At 71.7% G+C, this 18,564-nt stretch carries 19 protein-coding genes and 2 pseudogenes; 15 read left to right on the forward strand and 6 right to left on the reverse strand.

Annotated features, from left to right (window positions below; all coding sequences use genetic code 11):
• Window positions 1–6: 6 nt before the first annotated feature.
• Window positions 7–507, reverse strand: coding sequence for a cupin domain-containing protein (locus KUM40_RS28285; protein WP_217169022.1), 501 nt, complete (start codon window positions 505–507; stop codon window positions 7–9).
• A gap of 138 nt (window positions 508–645) precedes the next feature.
• Between KUM40_RS28285 and KUM40_RS28290 the strand changes: the two genes are divergently transcribed.
• From KUM40_RS28290 to ssuE, 11 genes and pseudogenes are all read left to right on the forward strand, one after another.
• Window positions 646–1,080, forward strand: coding sequence for an Rrf2 family transcriptional regulator (locus KUM40_RS28290; RefSeq protein ID WP_217169023.1), 435 nt, complete (start codon window positions 646–648; stop codon window positions 1,078–1,080).
• Window positions 1,077–1,995: pseudogene (locus KUM40_RS28295) on the forward strand (DsbA family protein). The gene KUM40_RS28290 and the pseudogene KUM40_RS28295 overlap by 4 nt, the downstream one beginning before the upstream one ends.
• A 485-nt stretch (window positions 1,996–2,480) precedes the next feature.
• Window positions 2,481–4,043: an ABC transporter substrate-binding protein gene (locus tag KUM40_RS28300; RefSeq protein ID WP_217169024.1), complete on the forward strand. Its 1,563-nt coding sequence runs from the start codon at window positions 2,481–2,483 to the stop codon at window positions 4,041–4,043.
• Window positions 4,040–5,017 carry an ABC transporter permease gene (locus tag KUM40_RS28305; protein ID WP_217169025.1) on the forward strand — a complete coding sequence of 326 codons (978 nt, stop codon included), beginning with the start codon at window positions 4,040–4,042 and terminating at the stop codon, window positions 5,015–5,017. The genes KUM40_RS28300 and KUM40_RS28305 overlap by 4 nt, the downstream gene beginning before the upstream one ends.
• Before the next feature lie 2 nt (window positions 5,018–5,019).
• The gene (locus KUM40_RS28310; protein WP_217169026.1) at window positions 5,020–5,907 is read left to right on the forward strand and encodes an ABC transporter permease; all 888 of its coding nucleotides are present in this window, start codon (window positions 5,020–5,022) and stop codon (window positions 5,905–5,907) included.
• Window positions 5,907–6,815 (forward strand): ABC transporter ATP-binding protein, encoded by a 909-nt coding sequence (locus KUM40_RS28315; protein WP_217169027.1) that lies wholly within the window; start codon window positions 5,907–5,909, stop codon window positions 6,813–6,815. The genes KUM40_RS28310 and KUM40_RS28315 overlap by 1 nt, the downstream gene beginning before the upstream one ends.
• On the forward strand, window positions 6,812–7,681 hold the full coding sequence (locus tag KUM40_RS28320) for an ABC transporter ATP-binding protein (RefSeq protein WP_217169028.1): 870 nt from the start codon (window positions 6,812–6,814) through the stop codon (window positions 7,679–7,681). Before KUM40_RS28315 ends, KUM40_RS28320 begins: the two co-directional genes overlap by 4 nt.
• A gap of 67 nt (window positions 7,682–7,748) precedes the next feature.
• Window positions 7,749–9,089 (forward strand): LLM class flavin-dependent oxidoreductase, encoded by a 1,341-nt coding sequence (locus KUM40_RS28325; protein WP_217169029.1) that lies wholly within the window; start codon window positions 7,749–7,751, stop codon window positions 9,087–9,089.
• Between the two features lie 11 nt (window positions 9,090–9,100).
• The gene (locus tag KUM40_RS42225; protein ID WP_302180907.1) at window positions 9,101–9,229 is read left to right on the forward strand and encodes a hypothetical protein; all 129 of its coding nucleotides are present in this window, start codon (window positions 9,101–9,103) and stop codon (window positions 9,227–9,229) included.
• A 1-nt stretch (window position 9,230) separates the two neighbouring features.
• Window positions 9,231–10,010 (forward strand): alpha/beta hydrolase, encoded by a 780-nt coding sequence (locus tag KUM40_RS28330; protein ID WP_217169030.1) that lies wholly within the window; start codon window positions 9,231–9,233, stop codon window positions 10,008–10,010.
• A 72-nt stretch (window positions 10,011–10,082) separates the two neighbouring features.
• A complete protein-coding gene (gene ssuE, locus KUM40_RS28335) occupies window positions 10,083–10,640 on the forward strand; it encodes an NADPH-dependent FMN reductase (RefSeq protein WP_217169031.1) in 558 nt (185 codons plus the stop codon).
• A gap of 99 nt (window positions 10,641–10,739) precedes the next feature.
• Here the strand turns inward: ssuE and KUM40_RS28340 are convergent, their stop codons facing one another.
• Window positions 10,740–11,393 carry a GPP34 family phosphoprotein gene (locus tag KUM40_RS28340; protein ID WP_217169032.1) on the reverse strand — a complete coding sequence of 218 codons (654 nt, stop codon included), beginning with the start codon at window positions 11,391–11,393 and terminating at the stop codon, window positions 10,740–10,742.
• Between the two features lie 280 nt (window positions 11,394–11,673).
• On the opposite strand from KUM40_RS28340, the pseudogene KUM40_RS28345 reads away from it, so the two are divergent.
• Window positions 11,674–12,319 (forward strand): annotated as a pseudogene (locus tag KUM40_RS28345) (hypothetical protein).
• A 101-nt stretch (window positions 12,320–12,420) separates the two neighbouring features.
• Here KUM40_RS28345 and KUM40_RS28350 read toward each other — a convergent pair.
• From KUM40_RS28350 to KUM40_RS28360, 3 genes are all read right to left on the reverse strand, one after another.
• The gene (locus KUM40_RS28350) at window positions 12,421–13,713 is read right to left on the reverse strand and encodes a phosphatase PAP2 family protein (RefSeq protein ID WP_308401278.1); all 1,293 of its coding nucleotides are present in this window, start codon (window positions 13,711–13,713) and stop codon (window positions 12,421–12,423) included.
• A 147-nt stretch (window positions 13,714–13,860) separates the two neighbouring features.
• Complete coding sequence (locus tag KUM40_RS28355) at window positions 13,861–14,460, reverse strand: sigma-70 family RNA polymerase sigma factor (RefSeq protein ID WP_217169034.1); 600 nt, start codon at window positions 14,458–14,460, stop codon at window positions 13,861–13,863.
• A 239-nt stretch (window positions 14,461–14,699) separates the two neighbouring features.
• Window positions 14,700–15,395 carry a hypothetical protein gene (locus tag KUM40_RS28360; protein WP_217169035.1) on the reverse strand — a complete coding sequence of 232 codons (696 nt, stop codon included), beginning with the start codon at window positions 15,393–15,395 and terminating at the stop codon, window positions 14,700–14,702.
• Window positions 15,396–15,511: 116 nt separating this feature from the next.
• Between KUM40_RS28360 and KUM40_RS28365 the strand changes: the two genes are divergently transcribed.
• Together KUM40_RS28365 and KUM40_RS28370 are read left to right on the forward strand one after the other, a co-directional pair.
• Window positions 15,512–16,267 carry a molybdopterin-dependent oxidoreductase gene (locus KUM40_RS28365; RefSeq protein ID WP_217169036.1) on the forward strand — a complete coding sequence of 252 codons (756 nt, stop codon included), beginning with the start codon at window positions 15,512–15,514 and terminating at the stop codon, window positions 16,265–16,267.
• Window positions 16,251–16,913 carry a cytochrome b/b6 domain-containing protein gene (locus KUM40_RS28370; RefSeq protein WP_217169037.1) on the forward strand — a complete coding sequence of 221 codons (663 nt, stop codon included), beginning with the start codon at window positions 16,251–16,253 and terminating at the stop codon, window positions 16,911–16,913. Before KUM40_RS28365 ends, KUM40_RS28370 begins: the two co-directional genes overlap by 17 nt.
• A gap of 27 nt (window positions 16,914–16,940) precedes the next feature.
• Here the strand turns inward: KUM40_RS28370 and KUM40_RS28375 are convergent, their stop codons facing one another.
• A complete protein-coding gene (locus KUM40_RS28375; protein WP_217169038.1) occupies window positions 16,941–18,014 on the reverse strand; it encodes an alkene reductase in 1,074 nt (357 codons plus the stop codon).
• Between the two features lie 114 nt (window positions 18,015–18,128).
• Between KUM40_RS28375 and KUM40_RS28380 the strand changes: the two genes are divergently transcribed.
• Window positions 18,129–18,506 carry a MerR family transcriptional regulator gene (locus KUM40_RS28380; protein ID WP_217169039.1) on the forward strand — a complete coding sequence of 126 codons (378 nt, stop codon included), beginning with the start codon at window positions 18,129–18,131 and terminating at the stop codon, window positions 18,504–18,506.
• The last annotated feature ends 58 nt before the right edge of the window (window positions 18,507–18,564 follow it).

Here is an 18,564-nt window from a genome sequence, read left to right on the forward strand (position 1 = left end):
CACCTCCTACCCGACCTGAAGCGCGTACAGCCTGGGCAGGTTGACCACGATCGCCTCCTGCGTGCTGCGGGCGATGACGACCACCGCCTCGTCGGCGGGGTCGGGGTTCTCCTCCCGGTGCGGGACGAACGGGGGGACGAAGATGTAGTCGCCGGGGGAGGTGCGCAGCCGTACCTCCTGCGGCCCCTCCCCCGAATCGTCGAGGAAGACGAACTCGGGGTGGCCGCCGACCACGTAGATCGCCGTCTCCGACTCGCCGTGGTGGTGGTCGGAGGAGGACGTCGCGGGGGCGACGTGGGTCTGGCCCATCCACAGCTTCTCGGAACCCACCACGCGCCCGCTGACGGCCGCGAACCTGCGCATGCCGCCGGTCTGCGCCGTGTCGCCGTCCAGGGCGTCGGCACGGATGTGGTGCAGGCGGCTGCGCAGGGGGGTGACCGGATGCCCGGGGGCGTCGTGGAGGTGGGGATGGAAGCCTTCACCGGGGGTTGTCAACGGCTCGCTCATGGCGGGGACGCTAGAAGGGCGCCGGAAAAGATGTCAAGAGGTGTCCATTGCGTTTCACCTGCGGCAATGTTCCCGCAATGGATGCGGGCAGCGGGTGAAGGCCCTTGGCGCGGCGGTCGTGTCGGGCATCATGGGCCCATGCATATCTCCGCGAAGGCGGACTACGCCACGCGGGCCCTGCTGGAGCTCGCCCGTGAACCTGCCCGTCCGTTGACCTGTGAGGCCATCGCCTCCTCGCAGCGGATCCCGTTCCGTTTCCTCAAGTCCGTCGTGGGCGAGTTGCGCAGGGCGGGACTGGTCCGCAGCCAGCGCGGCTGCGAGGGCGGCTACTGGCTCGGCCGGCCCGCCGAGGAGATCACTCTGCTCGACGTCTCCCGGGTCGTGGACGGCGAGTTGCTCACCCTTCGGGGCGAGGCCCTGGCCGCACTGGACTATCCCGGTGCCGCCTCGGCGCTGCCCGAGGTGTGGCGCCGGATCGAGGCGGACGCGGCGGCCGTCCTGCGCGCGGTGACGGTGGCCTCCCTGCTGCCCGTTCCGGCGGGTGACGGGCCGGCCGGGAAGGGTGCCGCGTGACGGCGCCCTCGGACGGACCCCCGGTGGAGGTGGTCGAGTACACCGATCCCCTGTGCCCCTGGGCGTGGGGCTCGGAACCCGAGTTCCGACGGCTGCGTGCCGTCCTGCCCGACGAGGTCCGCCCGCGTCGCGTGTTCTGCGTCCTCTTCGACGAGGACGACGACCCGCCGCCCGATCCGGCGGCGGAGACCGCCTGGTACGCGCAGTACGTCGAGGAGATCACCCGTCACACCGGCGCCCCGCGGGCGGCTCGGCTGAGCCGGGTGGCGGCGAGTTCGTGGCCCGCCTCCCTCGTCGCCAAGGCCGCGGAACTCCAGGGGGCGGATGTCGCGGACCGGGTGCTGCGCCGGCTGCGCGAGACGGTCTTCGTGCTCGGGGAACCGGCCGACACGCATGAACTGGCACTGGCCGCGGTGTGGGGTGTCCAGCACCTGGACCTGACGCGGCTGTCCGCCGACGCGCTGTCCGACACCGTACGGGAGCGGGTCCGCGCCGACCGGGCGGAGGCCCGTCGGCCGGTCCCCGAGGCGCGGTCGGTGCCGGGCGGCTCCGCCGCATCCGGGCGCCGCCAAGGAGACCGCGGATGGCGGGTACCGGTACGCGTTGCCGACCGTGCTGGTCCGGACGCCGGGCGGGCACCGCCTCGTTCCGGGGCGGCGCCCCCGCACGGCGTACGAGGACGCGGTCGGCGACGTGTGTCCCGGGGCGGTGCGCGAGGACGTACGACAGTCGCCGGACGAGGCGTTGCTGCGCCACCGGAGCCTGACGGGGGTGGAGTGGGAACTGCTGACGGACGGGCGGGAACCCCCTGCGTGGGCGGTCCGCGTCGAGACGGGCAACGGGCCTCTGTGGCTGCATCCGGAGGAGGCGGCGACGCACCCGGCGACTCGCCACGGCTCCCCCGCCCTGCCGTGACAACGCTCTGATCTGCGATCGCGGCCCGTCCCGCCCAATGAGACACCAATTGGTGTCCATTGACAGCCACTCATGGCTGCCGCCAGGATGAGCAGCATGCTCACGACGCACCCCGCCGTGGTGTGCCGCTACGTGGACCTGCGGCGCACCTGCAGCGCTCTCTGTCGCTGACCGACCGCCGCCCACGGCCCGGCGGCGCCTGACCTCCCGGTCGGCGCCGGCCGCCCGCCTCTCGGCGTTCCGCCGTCTGCTTCCCTCCCCCGCCCGGACCGCATCCGGGCAGCCACCGACGTCTGCGCACGCTCAACGCGACGTGCCCCGCCACGTCCCGTCATGCCTCGCCATGCCTCGTATGCACCTCGGCATGCCCGAACCGGCGTCACGGGTGCGGTCGGACGACCACCCCCTTGCCCTTGTCCTTGTCCGTGCCCGTGCCCGTGCCGGCCTGCCCGGACACGGCCCTGGACCGTCACAGAAAGTACGAGATGCCCGGACGACTCACGTTCCGCCGCCCCGGACCGCTCCGCCGATCCGGCCGACTGCGTGCCACCGCACTCGGCGCCGCCCTCGCCACCGTGCTCGTCCCCGTCCTCAGCGCGTGCGGCGGTGACGCGGCCTCCGCGAGCGGCGACGCCACCCTGAGGTGGACCTCGACCTACTTCCCCACGCACTGGGACCCGGTGGTCGGGGGCAGCGGCGCCCAGTTCCGCGAACTCTCCCTCGTATACGCCTCGTTGACCCGCACCGACGCCACCGGCAAGGCCGTACCGGACCTGGCCGAGAGCTGGGAGTACAACGACAAGGGCGACCGGGTCACCTTCCACCTGCGCCCCGGGCTGAAGTTCAGCGACGGCGAGCCGGTGAACGCCGCCGCCGTCAAAGCCGCGGTCGAACGGGCGCAGAACCAGAAGAACTCGGCACTGTACGGTGACCTGACGTCGATCGAGTCGGTGACGGCCGACGGACTTGACGCCGTCGTCAATCTCCATCAAGTCGACTACCAGATACCGCAGTTGCTCGGTCAGCGAGTCCTTCAGATCGCCAGTCCGAAGGCGGCCGCCACACCCCGGAAGCTGGACCAGAACCCGGTCGGCGCCGGCCCGTTCACCGTCACTCAGATCGTCCCGGGCACCAAGGCGGTCCTGAAGAAGAACCCCGGCTACTGGGACGCGAAGAACATCCACATCGACAACGTCGAGCTGACCTCGGCGCCCGACGCCTCCACGGTCGTCTCGGGGTTGCAGACCGGCGTGTACAACTTCGCCGACATCGACCCGAGTCAGGCGGACGCCGCCAAGAAGGCCGGCCTCGACGTGTTCGTCCAGCCCGGGTTCAACGCCTCCAACATCAGCCTGAACGTCAACAAGGCGCCGTTCGACAACGACAAGGTCGTCGACGCCGTGCGGCACGCGGTCAACCGCGAGGAGTTCGTGGACAAACTGACCTTCGGCTACGGCGAGGCGACCAACCAGCCCTTCCCCAAGGGCTATGTGGCCTACGATCCGGAGTCCGAGGACGCCTACCCCTACGACCCGGCCAAGTCGAAGAAACTCCTCGCCGAGGCGGGCTACGAGCCCGGTGACATCAAGCTCGACCTGGTCATCCCGTCGGAGGACCCGCAGGCGGAGATCGTGCAGTCGCAGCTCGCCGAGGTGGGCATCACCGTGGACATCAAGATAGACAAGAACTGGGCGACGCCCTTCTTCGCCAAGGACCTCACGTTCTCGCTCTACGGCACCACCGGCCGCGACTCGGCGGCCCAGACCCTCACCGCCCACTTCGGGCCCGACGGGCCGCTCAACCTCAGCTCCCCCTACGAGCCGGACGGCTTCGAGGCCGCTGTCGCCAAGGTACGGCGGACACCGCTGGACGCGCCCGAGTACCCGGAGGTGCTGCAGGCGGCGACGCGGGCCGGCCTGGACAGCAAGGCCCTCGTCTTCACCTACTCCTCGCCCAACCTCATCGCCAAGAGCACGTCGGTCTCCGACCTGCCGAAGAACCCCGCCCACATCGACTGGACCGGCGTGACCATCGGCGGCAAGCGGTGAAGCGGGCACGGCACGCGCTGGGCCGGGTCCTGTTCACCCTCGCCAGGTCGGTCGCGATCTTCGTGCCCGTGTTCCTGGTGGCGACGTTCGTGACGTTCGCGCTGCGCTCGCTGAGCGGACTCAGTCCCGCCCGGATCCAGTTGGGCGAGGAGGCCACACCCGAGGCCATCTCCCGGGTCGAGGCACAGTGGGGCCTGGACCGGCCCTTCCTGGTCCAGTACGGCGACTGGATCGGCGGTGTCCTGCACGGGCAGCTCGGCTCGAGCTGGACCAACGGCGCAGACATCTCCACGCTGATCGGCCTCGGTCTGGGCGTCAGTCTCTCCGTCGCGACGTTCGCGCTGGTCATCGGTGTGGTGGGGGGCTTCGCGCTCGGCACGCTTGCGGCACTGCGCCGCACCACGTGGGTGGACCGCGCGGTCACCGGGTTCGTCACGGTGATCTCGGTGATGCCCGCGTTCGTGGTCGGCATCGTGCTGGTGGCCGTCCTCGCCGTACAGCTCCATCTGTTCCCCTCCGCCGGATACGTCCCGGCTGAGCAGGGCCTGGGGCCGTGGCTCGCGCACATCACGCTTCCGGCGGTGGCGCTCAGCTTCGACGTCGTCGCCGACGTCGCACGCCAGCTCCGCTCCAGCCTCGTCGCCGCGTACCAGGAGAACTACGTGACGGGCGCGGTCGTACGGGGGTTGAGCCCGCGGCGGGTCTTCTTCGTGCACGTGCTGCGCAACGGTCTGGGGCCGACGCTCGCCACGCTGGGACTGAAGTTCCCGTCCCTGGTCGGAGCCTCCGTGGTCACCGAGTGGATCTTCGGGCTGCAGGGCTTCGGCCGCTTCGCCAACGACTCCGCCCAGGCCGGTGACGTACCGGCCGTGCAGGGGGTCCTGGTGGTATCGATCGCGCTGGTCGTCGCCTTCAACCTCGTCGTCAACCTGGTGCTGGCGCGCGTCACGCCGGCCGCGCAGCGGGGGGTCTGAACATGCTGCGCCGCATCCTCTCCCTCACCTCCGGCCGCATCGCCGTCGCGATCCTGACGGTGGTGGCGCTGCTCGCGATTCTCGGGCCGCTCCTCGCCCCGCAGGATCCGCTCGCCACCAGCGACAACGCCCTCGCCGCCGCGTCCGGCAGTCACTGGCTGGGCACCGACTACCTCGGCCGGGACGTGTTGAGCCGCCTGCTCGACGGCTCCCGGGTCAGCGTGCTCGGCGCGCTCGAAGTCGCGCTCACGGCACTGGTCGTGGGGGCGATCCCCGGAATCCTTTCGGTGTACCTGGGCCGGGCCTTCGAGTGGATCACCCTGCGGCTGGCCGACACGCTCGTGGCCCTGCCGTTCCTGCTGTTCGCCGTCGCCGTGATCGCCCTGCTCGGCAACGGGCTGACACAGGCGATGCTGGTGACGGGGGTGCTGGTGTCGCCCCTGTTCTACCGGGTGTCCCGCGCCGCCACGCTGGCCGTGGCCCGCTCGCAGTACGTCGAGGCCGCGCTGATCTCCGGTGCCTCGGTCGGCTGGGTGGTACGCCGCCATGTCTGGGTCAAGGTGCTGCCGCCGATCGCGGTGGCGTTCGCGCAGACCATCGGCACCGGTTTCGTCATCGTCTCCAGTCTGACCTTCCTGGGCATCGGCGTGCAGCCCCCGGAGCCGACCTGGGGCGGCCTGCTCGCCTCCGACCTCGGCTACCTCAGCCACCGGCCGTGGGCACCGCTGACCCCGGCACTTTTGATCATGGTCACGGTCTGGGCCGGCAACCTGCTCGCGGACGCGATCCGCGACGTGTCGGGCGAGGCCGGGCGTGCCCTGGTCAAGGGCCGCGGAGCCCGCACGGACCGGCCCGGACCAACCGAACCCGCCCCCGCAGGAGGTGCGTGATGACGACGGTTTCCGAGAAGCTCCTCACCCGGACCGAGGAGACCGGCGCGCCCGGCCCCGCGGACCCGCCCGATCGGGCCGCCCCTCTGCTCTCGCTGCGCGACGTGCGCATCAGCGGCGGCAGCGGCGGCCGGGAGATCGTGCACGGCGTGAGCTTCGACCTCACCCCCGGCAACGTGGTCGGCATCGTCGGCGAGTCCGGCAGCGGAAAGACCCTCACGTGCCGGGCCGCCCTGGGCATCCTGCCGCCCCGCTTCGAGGTGACCGGCGGCTCGATCGAGATCGACGGCACCGACATCTCCGCCCTCTCGCCGGCGCGCTGGACCGCGCTGCGCGGGGCCACGATCAGCGCGGTCTTCCAGGACCCGGCGTCCTACCTCAACCCGTCGCTGCGGATCGGCAAGCAGATCGCGGAGGTGGTCCGGGTCAAGAAGGGGCTCGGGCGCCGCGAGGCACGGGAGCGCGTCCTCGGGCTGCTGCGCGCGGTGCAACTGCGGGACCCGGAACTGGTCCACGACCAGTACCCCTTCGAGCTGTCCGGCGGCATGCTCCAGCGCGTGCTCGTCGCGGCCGCCATCGCCGCGGACCCGCGGATCCTCATCGCCGACGAGGCGACCACCGCGCTGGACGTCACCGTGCAGGCGGAGATCCTCGACCTCCTGGCCGACCTGCGCGAACGGGCCGGGCTCGCTCTGGTCGTCGTCTCCCACGACCTGGCCGTGGTGGCCCAGTTGTGCGACGAGGTCCTGGTTATGCGGGACGGCGGGGTGGTCGAACAGGGCCCGACCCGCAGGGTGCTGGACGACCCGCGGCACGACTACACGCGGTTGCTGATCAGCGAGCACGAGCAGTACGGCCTGGAGAAGTTCCTCGCACCGAAGGCCCTCGCACCGAAGGAGGAGGCGTGACCACCGACCGACCGACCGACAGCGCCGACGGCGCCGACGTCCGCGCCCGCCCCGTCCTGGACGTCACCGGACTCGAGGTCCACTACGGCGCCCGCCGCAGGCGCCGCCGGGCCCTGCACGGCGTCTCGCTGAGCGTCGCGCCGGGTGAGGCGGTCGGCCTGATCGGCGAGACGGGCTCGGGCAAGTCCACTCTCGCCCGCACCGTGCTCGGGCTGGTGCGCGCCACCGCGGGGTCCGTGGTCCTCGACGGCGAGGACGTCACCGGTCACGGCCCCCGCCAGTGGCGCGAGCTGCGCCGCCGGGGCGTGGTCCAGTACGTCTTCCAGGACCCGCTGCGCAGCCTCGACCCGGACCTCACGGTCGAGGCGTCGCTGACCGAGCCGCTGCTCGTGCGGGGCGTGGCCAGTCAGGAGGCGGTGGCGCGGGTGCGTGCCTTCCTGCCCCGCGTGCGGCTGCCCGGGGATCTCCTCGGCCGGCTGCCGGGCGAACTTTCCGGCGGGCAGCGCCAGCGGATCGCGGTGGCCCGTGCCCTGGTCACCGAGCCGCGGCTGGTCATCCTCGACGAGCCGGTCAGCGCCCTCGACTCCGCCAACCGGGTCCAGGTTCTGGAGATCCTCAAGGAGCTGCGCGCCACCGGCGTGGCCCTCGTGTTCATCTCCCACGACCTCGGTTCCGTAGCCGGGATCGCCGATCGCGTCGCGGTGCTGTACCGGGGCGAGCTGGTCGAGGTCGGTGCCGCCCGCGACGTCGTGGGCCGGCCGGAGCACCCCTACACGCGGCTGCTGGTCGGCTCGGCGCCGACGCTGCGCGGAGCCCCCGCCGACCGTGGCGAGCGAGCGGCGCTCCGCGCCCTCCTGCCGACCTGACCCACCGACACCCACACCCACACCCACGGTCCCCGCACTCCCGCCTTCATCAAAGACAGGAAGAACCATGTCCCGACGGATCCATCTCGCCCTGCACCCCTACGGCGTCGGCGGCCCCGGCCAGCACGGTCTGTGGAAGGACCCCCGCGTCGCCAAGAACGCCAGCATCGACATCGACTACTACATCAAGCAGGCCCAGGCGGCCGAACATGCCCTGTTCGACGCCTTGTTCATCGTCGACAGCCAGTTCATCAACGCCACCTACCCGGCGCACTACCTCAACCGGCTCGAACCGCTCACCCTGCTGTCGGCCGTCGCCACCCATACCCGGCACATCGGCCTGGTGGGCACGGCCAGTTCGACGTACAACTCGCCCTTCAACCTAGCCCGGCGCTTCGCCTCGCTGGACCACATCAGCGGCGGCCGGGCCGGCTGGAACGTCGTGACCAGTTTCGACACCGGTACCTCGCGCAACTACGGCCTGGACGAGCACCTCGACTACACCACCCGGTACGGCCGCGCCCTGGAGTTCGTCGAGGTCGCCCGCGGGCTGTGGGACTCCTACGAGGACGACGCCTTCCCGGCGGACGTGGCGCGCAATGTGTTCCTCGACCCGTCCCGGCTGCACGAACTGAACCACGAGGGCGAGCACTTCAAGGTCGCGGGACCGCTGAACATCTCGCGCTCCGCGCAGGGCCAGCCGGTCGTCTTCCAGGCCGGTGTGTCCGAGGAGGGACGCGACCTGGCGGCGCGGGTCGCCGAGGGCATCTACGCGCCGGGCGGGTCGCTGGAACAGGCCCAGGAGTACTACGCCGACATCAAGCGGCGGACCACCGCGTACGGGCGGGACCCCGACCACATCAAGATCTTCATCCACGGTGGTCCCGTCGTCTCCGCCACCGACGAGGCGGCCCGCCGCCGCGAGCGGGAGATCTTCGAGGAGGACAACGACTTCGACCGTCACCTGGCGCTGCTCGGCCGCTCCTTCGGCGCCTACGACTTCAGCGTGCACGACCTGGACGCACCGTTCCCGGACGTCGCCCATCTCGCCGAGAAGGGGGGCCGCACGGGCGCCGCGAAGATCATCGAACGAGCGCGCGTGGAGAAGCTGACGTTGCGCCAGGTCGCGCAGTCCGTCGCCGAGTTCCGCCGTTCCCCGTTCGTCGGAGCGCCGGAGACCGTGGCCGACACGATCCAGCGCTGGTTCGACGCCGGCACCTTCGACGGCATCAACCTCGCCTTCCGCACCCAGGACGAGCTGGACCTCTTCGTGGACGGCGTGGTGCCGATCCTGCAGAAACGGAACCTGTTCCGCACCGAGTACGAGGCCGACACGCTGCGCGGCAACCTCGGCCTGCCGGTCCCGGCCAACCGGCACAGCCTCGAGCCCCGTCCCGTGAACGGCTGAGAGGGCCTGCCATGACCGAGCAACCCCGCTTCGGGCCGGGTTTCCTCACCCACGTCCAGGGCCGAGACGCGACCGAGGTGGCGCCCGCCCTCGCCTGGAGACCGGCGGCCCGCAACGAGCCCGCACCCGCAGGAGTCTGACATGAGCGACCACACCGACCACCACGCCCCCGAGGGCCTGCGCACCCGCGGCACGATCGTCGTGGTGCCCGGCCGCGGCGAGACCCGGGCCACCTACGGACGGCTGGCGGCCCGCCTCGCGGCCGACGCGTACCGCGTCCGCGTCGTCGACGCGCCCGACCTCACCGCCCCGGGCACCGACGACCCGGGGGCCGCGCTCACCCGCTTCGGCGCCCTGCTGACGGAGGCGGTGGACGGCGCCGCCGGTCCCGACGGGGTCGCGGAGCCCGTCGTCCTGCTGGGCGCCGACGCCGGTGCCGCCGTGCTCGCCGCACACCTCGGGCGGGCGGGGCGGCTCCCCGGCGGCCGGCGGCCCGACGCCGTCGTCCTCGCCGGACTGCCGGGCCGTGCGGCGCCCGGCGTCGACACCTGGGACGAGGAACTCGACGTACGCACCTTCTGCCCCACGCACCGGGGCACGCTCAGCAACGACACCGAGGTGCGGCGGGGTTCGCTGGGCGAGCCGCTCCCGGACGCGCTGCTCACGGCCGCCTACGACGCCGAACTCGCCGTCCCCGTGCTGTTCCTGGCCGGCGAGGCGGACCCGCTCACGGACCGGGACGCTCTCGTCCACGCGGCCAAGTCCCTGCCCCTGGCCCGTCTGTCGGTGGTCCGGGGCGCTCATCACGACGTCCTCAACGACGTGCAGCACCGCTCGGTGGCCGCGGAGATCGTGACGTTCCTGGAGACCCTGCGCGACGACCTGGTCCCGGCGGTCGCCGTGGAGACGAGCGCCTGGTGAGACCGGGGACCGCCAACCGACGTGCCCGCTTCGGCCGTCCCGCTTGAACCCCGACCGCGAAAGGGTGCCCACATGGCCGCCATCCTGTCCGTTTCCGGAAGCCCCTCCCCCACCTCACGCACCGCGCGTCTCCTGCGCCATCTGGATGACCGGCTGCGCCTGCACGGCCACGACGTCACACCCCTCGACGTACGCACCCTGCCCGCGCAGGCGCTGCTGGGCGCCGACTTCCGGCACCCGGCGATCACCGACGCCGCCGCCCTGTTCGAGCGGGCGGACGGGGTGGTGATCGGCACCCCGGTGTACAAGGCCGCCTACTCGGGGCTGCTCAAGTCGCTGCTCGACCTGCTCCCGCAGTACGCCCTGGCCGGCAAGACGGTCTTCCCGCTGGCCACCGGGGGCAGTACAGCCCATGTCCTGGCGATCGACTACGCGCTGCGCCCGGTGCTCAGCTCGATGGGGGCGCTGCACGTCGTCCCCGGCTGGTTCACGCTGGACAAGGACATCACCGTCGACGACAGCGGGGCGACGGTCGTCACGCCCTCGGCCGCCGGGGCGCTGGCCCAGGTCACGGACCAGTTCTCGGCGGCGCTGGGCGGGCGTACGACCGCACTGGCGTCGACGGCCTGAGCCGCCGGGCGAGCGCTCACCCCGGAGGGCCGCGTGCTGGCGTTGCACAGGTGCCTCCGTGGCCGGGGGGTAGGCATGGGGCGGGGTGTTCACGGGTGTTCATGAGCCCCAGCCGCCCCCGACGCCACGGCTGGACAGGAACGAGTCGCGCAGGGCCCGGCGCAGTCCCGGGACCAGCTCGTCGAAGTGTGCGGCGAGCGCCTTCAGCGACTGCTTGTGAGCCCGGCGCTCCTTGCCCGTGAACACGGTGCTGACCTCGCACTCGACGGCGAGCACGGTCATGGTCGACACCTCCGTCGGGATCTCGGCGGGTGCGCGGCCGGTCAGTACGGCGTCGCGTGCCCTCGCCTGGAGTTCGAGCACCTGACCGGGGTCCGCGACGCTGACGTGGTGGGAGGAGAGCGGGGACAGGCTGCGCTTCTCCGGCGGCGTGATCGCACCCGCCGCGACGAGTTGGCCGCGGACGGCGCCTTCGGCGGTGTGCGCCTTGTTGTGCAGGAACCGGAGCCATCCCTTCGGTCGCTCCGCGGGAAGGTCGCGCCACACCTCGCCGGCGAAGGAGTCGGCCGGCGGCTCGCCGGTCCGCCGCCGCACCTTCCCGCCCTCCGCGCCGAGCAGCCCGGCGAAGGCCAGCTCGGCCAGCGCACCGGCGCGCAGCAACTGACCGCGGCCCTGGAGGTCGACGGCCTTGAACTTCTCCTGGTCCACGGTGTAGCAGAGCAGGTACAGCTTCTGAGGCAGCGTCAGACGCATGGGATCTCTCCTTGGATTCGGGCCGGCGGCTCTTCTTCCAGGCTGGCGCGGATGCGGGGGCTCGAGGAGTGCCGTCTGCCACCGGTCCGCATGACATCTGTCATGCATCCCACGTGCCCGCGACCTCGTGTCACATCCGCGGTCGAATGCGTCACCGGCCACCGGCACCGGCTGGTAGCGTGCGGACCGTGCGTTGATCTGCGGGGCGGTGGCCTCGGCCGCCGCGGACGAAGTGACCGCCCTCCTGTCGACCGGACATCGAGGTGGCTCGGCATGTCTCGTGTCCGCACGGCACCAGATGACTTATGAGGCGTTCGTCGGCCTCGTCCTCAAGGGGTCCCACGCCCACGACGGCATGGCCACCCGGCACTCGGACCACGACGTGTACGTCGTGCTCGCCGACGGGGCCGAGACCGGCCTCGCCGACCTCGACGGCTTCCGCTCCGCCCGCTTGGACCTCGTCGTCACGGTGACGGAGTTCGACCGGCTCGACGGTCGCATCGCGGAGATGGTGGCCGTCAGAGGACGGCTCGGCGTCACCGAGGCCGCGCGGGTGGCGGCGGCCCGGCTGGACGCCTACGCCAACGCGCACTACCGGTCACTCAAGAACACCCGGGACGGGCATCCGCTGGCTGGAGCTGTTGTTCGCCCTCGACCGTCGTCCACGCCCCTACAACAAGTACCTGGCGTGGGAACTGGACCGGTTCCCGCTCCCGGGCTGGGACGCACGCGAGCTGCTGGCCACGCTCGGACGGATCACCGAGGCCGGTGACGTGGACGTGCGGCGAGAGCTGTTCGGCCGGGTCGAGGCCGTGGCGCGCGAGGCGGGTCATGCGGCGACGCTGGACGCCTGGGGCGAGGACCTCGCGCTGATGCGCCCCGTGGCCCCGGTGCGCACCGGGACGCCGAGCGACAACAGCGGCTGACATCGGCGGGCCGCCAGTTCGTGGGACTCGTGGCGAACCGGCCCTCACCGCCGCGTGGCTTCCAGCAGCCCGACCCGGGAACTGCCGGGGTGGCAGGCCGGTCAGACCAGTTCGGGCTGCTGTTCCGCGGGCTGCGGCGGTTCCGGTTGCCGCGTCGGCGCGGCAACCGGCTCCCGGGGCCCGGTGGTCCGTACGTAACCGAGGATCACGGAGGCCATCGCCAGGACGAGCAGCGGTCCGGCGGCCCACGGGTGCTCGGCCATCTCCACGGGCAGGTAGCGGTACGACACCAGCAGCACGGCGAACACCGTCGTGCCGTAGGCGACCAGCCGGATGCCCGCGCGGTCCCAGCCCCGCGCGAACGAGCGCATCGCGGTCTCGACCGTGAGCGCGAACACCACGCCCGCGATGAGGTCGGCGCCGTAGTGGTAGCCGAAGCCGAGTGTCGCGGTGAGGGTGGCGACCAGCCAGAACGTGCCCGCGAACCGGATGCCCCGTGAACCCCTGCGGGAGTGGACGAAGAGCGTGGTGGCCCACGCCGTGTGCAGGCTGGGCATGCAGTTGCGCGGCGTGATCTCGTCGAACGGCATCGAGTGCGGGGCGCCGCCGGTCTGCGGCAGCGTGTGCGGCCACAGGTTGGCCACCGCCCACTGTCCGCCGTCGGCGCCGTAGGCGAAGACCGGTCCGACGACCGGGAAGATCATGTAGATGGCGGGCCCGAGCAGGCCGATGGCGAGGAAGGTGCGTACGAGGTGGTGGCTCGGGAAACGTCGCTCGGCGGCGACATGACGCAGTTGGTACAGCCCTACGAGTGCCGCGGCCAGGGGGAGCTGACCGTAGACGAGGTGGAGGACGTGGTCGCCGACCGGTTCGGTGGCCTCGACGAACCGGCCGACCAGCCACGAGGGGTTGCCCAGTGCCTGGTCGGCGGTGGCCACGTAGGGGTCGAGCACCGCCTTGCGGGTCTCCGACGTGATGAGCAGCCAGGTGTCGCCCGTCTTGTGTCCGGCCACCAGCAGCAGGCCCAGCCCGACGCCCTTGAGCAACAGGGTGCGCTCGCCGCCCCTGCGGCGCGTCACGGCGACGACCGCACAGCCCAGAACCACCCACAGCGCGCCGTTGCCGAAGTTCATGTCGGCGCCGGCCACCCAGCGCACCAGCCAGAAGACGACGTCGATGCCGATCGCCGCACCGGCCGCGACGAACCGCTGCCGCCAGGTCAGCACCACCATCGTCAGGGCGAGGCCGGCGTACAGCAGCGGCCCCGAGTCGGGGGCGAAGACCACCTCTCGCGCCTGATTGGTGATCGGGCCCCGCACGCCGTAGTGGCGCGCGGCGAATTCCAGCGCGATGAGGAAACCGAGGGTCACCACACCCGCCGCGGTCCACAGCACGGCCCGGGGCCGGCGCAGGGCGGCGAACAGGGAACCGCGGTCTCCTCGCGAGGATATTCGTGTTGGTATGGATTTCAACTGTTTGGGCCTGCTTGCTAGGGTCGGACAAATAGGTCGCTCGTACGGATCGTCACGAGTTCGAACATGCTAACGGCACAGCGTGGGAGCACTGATCGCCCGATCCGGGTACTCGGCGTCACGCAGGGACTGGATCAGGGCGGCCCGGGCCCGGGCGACGCGCGAGCGGACCGTACCGACCGGACAGCCGATCAGCTCGGCCGCTTCGGCGTAGGGCAGTCCGACGAGTTGGGTGAGGACGAACGCGTCACGGCGGTCGTCGGGCAGCGCGTCGAGCAGTTCGGTGAGCGCGACGCCGTCGTCGAAGCCCGGCAGACCGGGCTCCCTGGCGCCCTCGGCGGCGGCCTCCCAGTCGTCGGTGCCGAGGAGCCGGGGCCGGGCGGAGGCGTGCCGGTAGCTGTCGATCACCGCGCGGCGGGCGATGGCCAACAGCCAGGTGCGGGCGGAGGAGCGGCCCTCGAAACGGTGCAGGCTGCCGAGGGCCCGCAGGAACGTGTCCTGAGCCAGGTCGTCGGCCGACTGAGGGTCCGCGCTCAGGTGCGTGACGAAGCGGCGGACGTCCCGGTGGAGTGCGCGGACGAAGCTCTCGACGGCCTCCGGGTCACCACCGCGGGCGGCCAGCGCCCACGTCGTCGCCGAGTCGTCCGTGGAGGGGGCAGGACCGATCACATGCTGTCCTTCTCGTGAGTCCGGACATCACGCATGCGACGCACCGTGCGCATGCGACGCACCCGTGCGCGTGCGGATCGCGCTGTACGGCACGCGCCGTACGGCATGCAGCACGAAGCTCGCGGGGTCCGGTGAGGGCCTAGGAATGGCGGACGTACGCACGCGTGACGACGGCGTACGCCCGTTGCCCGAGCCGGTCGGCAGGGAACGCCTGGCCCGGCGTCGGGAAACCGGCTGTCTCAGGCGACAGCGGTCTCCGCGGGCGGGCCCCGGTAAGTGATCGCGTACACGAGGAACAGCCGACGCGGCCGGCGGGCGGCACGGCCACGCCGGGCGAGGACGCGCGGGCGGTCCGGCGGCGCGGGGAGTGTGAGGATCAGCCGCAGCGGCGCGGCCAGTCGTCCGGCGACGGTCCGCAGGACGCGGAAGGCCGCGCGCTCGCCGTAGGCCAGCCACAGACCGCAGAGCAGCGCGGCCAGGAGGTGGGCGGCGAGCATGCCGGTGGAGGACAGGCCGTCCATGGTGTGGCCACCGGCCGACACGGAACCCGTGGCCAACGTGGAGTCCATGGCGGATGTGACGTCCATGGCGGGCACGGCATGGCCCATGTGCGCCATGGACGCCGTGTCTCCCATGACCATGGCGGGCATGGACGACATCGCCGAAGCGGCCGGCGTCGACAGCTCCTGCGCGTACGAGAACCACTGGTGCAGTGCCGCTTGCGCGGCCACCATCGCGCCGGAGACGAGCAGGAGCCCGCGTTCCCGGCCGGCCAGACACCACGCCGCACCGCCGGTCACCGCCACCGCGGCGACGAGGGCCCACCAGGCCACCGAGGTACCCGACATGAGGACGTGCCCCACGGTGGCGAGCAGCACGCAGACGGCCGCGAACACCGCGGCCCTTGTCGTGCGGAGGCACCACCCAGCAGTCATGGCGGCTCATCCTCGCATTCCCGGCCCCGCCGTCATGGAGGGATACGGAACTTCCTCGCCCGACCGTCAACCCTTACCCTGTGATTCACACCACCGCGGGGATGCGTGGACAAGCTATGAGCAACTCTGATTCCGAGGTGCCGGCACCTCGACCGGATCGCGGCGCGGACCGCCGTGGCGCTCCGGTGGGACGGCGCGTACTGCTGGGCATGCTCGGCCTCGGGGCCGTGGGCGTCGTCACCGGGGCTCCGCTGGAGCGCCTGGTCTCCGGCGGCCTCGACGTCGTCGCCCGGAAGGATCCGACGGGCCTGTCGGACCTGCTGCCGGGCAACCGCTTCCGGTACTACTCCGTCACCGGCTCCGTTCCCGAACGGGACGAGACCGACTACCGCCTCAAGATCGACGGACTCGTGGCCGAGCCGAAGACCTACCGGCTGTCCGACCTGGCGGCACTCCCCCAGCAGCGGATCGTCCGCGACGTGCAGTGCGTGACCGGATGGCGGGTGCCGCGAACGCCGTTCGCGGGCGTGCGCCTGTCCACGATCCTCGACGCCGCCGGAGTGTCACCCGACGGCGGCGCCGTCCGGTTCACCTGCTTCGACGGCACGTACACCGAGAGCCTCACCATGGAGCAGGCCCGCCGGCCCGACGTGCTGGTCGCCACCGCCATGGAGGACAAGCCGATCGGCCACTCCCACGGCGGACCGGTACGGCTCTACGTCGCTCCCATGTACTTCTACAAGTCCGCCAAGTGGCTTTCCGGCATCACCGTCACCAAGGACGTGCACCCCGGATACTGGGAGCGCCTGGGCTACGACGTGGACGCGTGGGTGGGCCGCTCGAACGGACGTGACGATGCCCCCACCGTCTGACCGTGACGTGCGGACGGTCCCGCCCCGGCCCGCCGGATTCCCGCGTTTCACTCCCGCGGAGCGCTGGGTCCACCAGGCCACCGCCCTCCTGGCCGGGGTGTGCATCGCCACCGCGGCCTGCCTGTACATCTCGCCCCTCGCCGAACTCGTCGGCCGCCGCAGGCTGGTGGTCACGGTGCACGAGTGGTCCGGGATCGCACTCCCGCTGCCGGTACTGCTGGGCCTCGCCTCCCGTGCGCTGCGCTTCGACCTGGGACGCCTCAACCGCTTCGGCACCCACGACCGGCGCTGGCTGAGGGCCGCCCTGAGACGGCAGGGGACGTCAATGATCCCCTCGGGCAAGTTCAACGCGGGTCAGAAGGTCTACGCGGCCTGGACCGCGGGTGCCGGTCTCGTCATGGTGGGGACCGGCCTCCTGCTCTGGTTCCCGGACCTCGTGTCGCTGTCGCTCCGGACGGGGGCGACGTTCGTCCACGACTGGCTCGCCCTGGCGATCGGGGTGGTCGTGGCCGGTCACATCTGGCGGGCCGCCCGTGACCCGGGCGCCCTCGAGGGCATGTGGCGCGGGTCGGTGTCACGGGAGTGGGCGGATCGGGAGCACCGGTTGTGGCGGCGGGAGATGGACGGGGAGCCGGAGTCGGACTGACTCCGGCCGCCGGGCCACCGACCGCGCTCAGACCGTGTGCTGGTACGCCGGGTAGGTCAGGTAACCGGCGTCCCCGCCCTGGTAGTACGTGGCCTCGTCCACCGGCGCGACGGGCAGTCCCGTGCGCAGTCGCTCGACCAGGTCGGGGTTGGCGATGAAGCCGCGGCCGAAGCTGATGAGGTCCGCTCCGAGCCCGAGCCAGTGATCGGCGTCCTCCCGCCCGGTCTGCTTCGGCCCCATCGGGAGCACCGGGTTCATGATGAGGGCGCCCGGCCAGGCGCGGCGCAGGCCGACCAGTACGTCCTCGTCGGCGGTGGCCTCGACGTGGACGTAGGCGAGGTCGAGGCGCGACAACTCGGTCAGCAGCTCGGCGTAGAGCTCGGGCACGTCGCTCTCCTCGACGCCCCAGAACGTGCCCGCCGGGGAGAGGCGGATGCCGGTCCTGGCGGCGCCGACGGCTTCGACGGTCGCGGACACGGCCTCGATTGCGAAGCGGATCCGGTTGGCCACCGAGCCGCCGTAGAGGTCGGTGCGCAGGTTCGCGTTCGAGGAGAGGAACTGCGAGATGAGGTAGCCGTTGGCGCCGTGCAGCTCGACGCCGTCGAAGCCGGCGTCGACGGCGCGACGGGCGGCCCGGGCGTACGACAGTGCATGCTCGGGCACTTCCGCGGTCTCCAGGGCTCGCGGGGTCGGCGCGGGCTGGAGCCCGGTCGGCGTGAACACGTCCCCGACGGCGGGGACGGCCGAGGGCCCGACCGGCCTGGTACCCGTGGTGTCGGGGTGCGAGACGCGTCCGCCGTGCATGATCTGGGCGAAGATCCGTCCGCCGTTGGCGTGCACGGCCGCGGTGACGGGGCGCCACGCGGTGACCTGCTCGTCGGTGTGCAGTCCCGGCGTACCCGGATTGGACTGCCCGACCAGGCTCGGCTGTACGCCCTCGGAGACGATCAGCCCGGCGGTGGCCCGCTGGGCGTAGTACGTCGCCATCGACGGCGTGGCCAGACCGCCCGCGGCGGCACGGACCCGCGACATCGGTGCCATCACCGTCCGGTTGGGCAGTGTCAGACCGCCGAGCGGGAAACTGTCGAAAAGAGACGTCACGTCAGGACTCCTCGTCGTCCGGGGCCCGGATCTCGGGCACGACGGCTACGCTAGAACCTGACATTGATGTCAGAGGCAAGGAATTGTGCCGCGGATCACAGTCGGGAGTACGGCATGCGCATCGGGGAGCTCGCGTCGCGGACCGGAGTCAGCGTCCGGTCCATGCGCTACTACGAGGACCAAGGGCTGCTGGCCAGCACGCGCAGCGCCGGCGGTCAGCGCCAGTACACGCAGGAAGCGGTCGAGCGGGTCAGGTTCCTCCAGCGGCTGTACGCGGCGGGGCTGTCCAGTCGCACCATCGCGGAACTGCTGCCGTGCGTCGACGCGCCCAGTGAGAACAATTCCGACGCCGCGCTGGAGCGCATGGCGCAGGAGCTCGACCGGCTGACCGAGCACATCGCCGACCTCGTCCGCACCAGGGACGCGGTCAAGGCCCTGATGGACACGGCACGGGAGTACCGGGAGTCCCTGCGCGCCGCGGCGCGCGACTGAACCGCGGCTCACAGTTTGCCTAATCATGTTAGGCAAGCCCATAATCGTGCACGGCTGC

The organism is Streptomyces sp. AC512_CC834, from assembly GCF_019049325.1.
Taxonomy (GTDB): domain Bacteria; phylum Actinomycetota; class Actinomycetes; order Streptomycetales; family Streptomycetaceae; genus Streptomyces.

Excerpts from the sequence above, each read along its gene's own strand:
- KUM40_RS28310 (WP_217169026.1), top strand. The coding sequence starts at position 5,020 with ATGCTGCGCCGCATCCTCTCCCTCACCTCCGGCCGCATCGCCGTCGCG.
- KUM40_RS28285 (WP_217169022.1), bottom strand. The coding sequence starts at position 507 with ATGAGCGAGCCGTTGACAACCCCCGGTGAAGGCTTCCATCCCCACCTC.
- KUM40_RS28300 (WP_217169024.1), top strand. The coding sequence starts at position 2,481 with ATGCCCGGACGACTCACGTTCCGCCGCCCCGGACCGCTCCGCCGATCC.
- KUM40_RS28370 (WP_217169037.1), top strand. The coding sequence starts at position 16,251 with ATGCCCCCACCGTCTGACCGTGACGTGCGGACGGTCCCGCCCCGGCCC.
- KUM40_RS28290 (WP_217169023.1), top strand. The coding sequence starts at position 646 with ATGCATATCTCCGCGAAGGCGGACTACGCCACGCGGGCCCTGCTGGAG.
- KUM40_RS28325 (WP_217169029.1), top strand. The coding sequence starts at position 7,749 with ATGTCCCGACGGATCCATCTCGCCCTGCACCCCTACGGCGTCGGCGGC.
- KUM40_RS28315 (WP_217169027.1), top strand. The coding sequence starts at position 5,907 with ATGACGACGGTTTCCGAGAAGCTCCTCACCCGGACCGAGGAGACCGGC.
- KUM40_RS28365 (WP_217169036.1), top strand. The coding sequence starts at position 15,512 with ATGAGCAACTCTGATTCCGAGGTGCCGGCACCTCGACCGGATCGCGGC.
- KUM40_RS28360 (WP_217169035.1), bottom strand. The coding sequence starts at position 15,395 with ATGACTGCTGGGTGGTGCCTCCGCACGACAAGGGCCGCGGTGTTCGCG.
- KUM40_RS28330 (WP_217169030.1), top strand. The coding sequence starts at position 9,231 with ATGAGCGACCACACCGACCACCACGCCCCCGAGGGCCTGCGCACCCGC.
- KUM40_RS28380 (WP_217169039.1), top strand. The coding sequence starts at position 18,129 with ATGCGCATCGGGGAGCTCGCGTCGCGGACCGGAGTCAGCGTCCGGTCC.
- ssuE (WP_217169031.1), top strand. The coding sequence starts at position 10,083 with ATGGCCGCCATCCTGTCCGTTTCCGGAAGCCCCTCCCCCACCTCACGC.
- KUM40_RS28340 (WP_217169032.1), bottom strand. The coding sequence starts at position 11,393 with ATGCGTCTGACGCTGCCTCAGAAGCTGTACCTGCTCTGCTACACCGTG.
- KUM40_RS42225 (WP_302180907.1), top strand. The coding sequence starts at position 9,101 with ATGACCGAGCAACCCCGCTTCGGGCCGGGTTTCCTCACCCACGTCCAG.